Genomic DNA, 732 nt, shown 5'->3' with positions numbered 1-732 from the left:
TTCTATCAGCTGTCCCTCCTGTTCAGCTACTGACGGGGTGGTGCGTAACGGCAAAAGCACTGCCGGACATCAGCGCTATCTCTGCTCTCACTGCCGTAAAACATGGCAACTGCAGTTCACTTACACCGCTTCTCAACCCGGTACGCACCAGAAAATCATTGATATGGCCATGAATGGCGTTGGATGCCGGGCAACCGCCCGCATTATGGGCGTTGGCCTCAACACGATTTTCCGCCATTTAAAAAACTCAGGCCGCAGTCGGTAACCTCGCGCATACAGCCGGGCAGTGACGTCATCGTCTGCGCGGAAATGGACGAACAGTGGGGATACGTCGGGGCTAAATCGCGCCAGCGCTGGCTGTTTTACGCGTATGACAGGCTCCGGAAGACGGTTGTTGCGCACGTATTCGGTGAACGCACTATGGCGACGCTGGGGCGTCTTATGAGCCTGCTGTCACCCTTTGACGTGGTGATATGGATGACGGATGGCTGGCCGCTGTATGAATCCCGCCTGAAGGGAAAGCTGCACGTAATCAGCAAGCGATATACGCAGCGAATTGAGCGGCATAACCTGAATCTGAGGCAGCACCTGGCACGGCTGGGACGGAAGTCGCTGTCGTTCTCAAAATCGGTGGAGCTGCATGACAAAGTCATCGGGCATTATCTGAACATAAAACACTATCAATAAGTTGGAGTCATTACCCCTTTTTTTGACTTCTTTCATGTGATGGCC

Annotated in this window: 1 protein-coding gene; it reads left to right on the top strand. The window is 53.7% G+C overall.

Annotated elements, in window-relative coordinates:
* A protein-coding gene (locus ACYVJ4_RS18765) for an IS1-like element IS1B family transposase (protein WP_234784045.1) occupies nucleotides 1-687 on the top strand; the annotation gives its coding sequence in 2 pieces (ribosomal slippage) (nucleotides 1-239 and nucleotides 239-687; 688 coding nt annotated over the 2 pieces). This gene is flagged as partial in the annotation.
* Between the last annotated feature and the right edge of the window lie 45 nt (nucleotides 688-732).

This window comes from Angustibacter peucedani (assembly GCF_054779595.1).
Note: the sequence above shows the minus strand (reverse complement) of the source record. Positions and strands in the feature narration are given on the sequence as shown.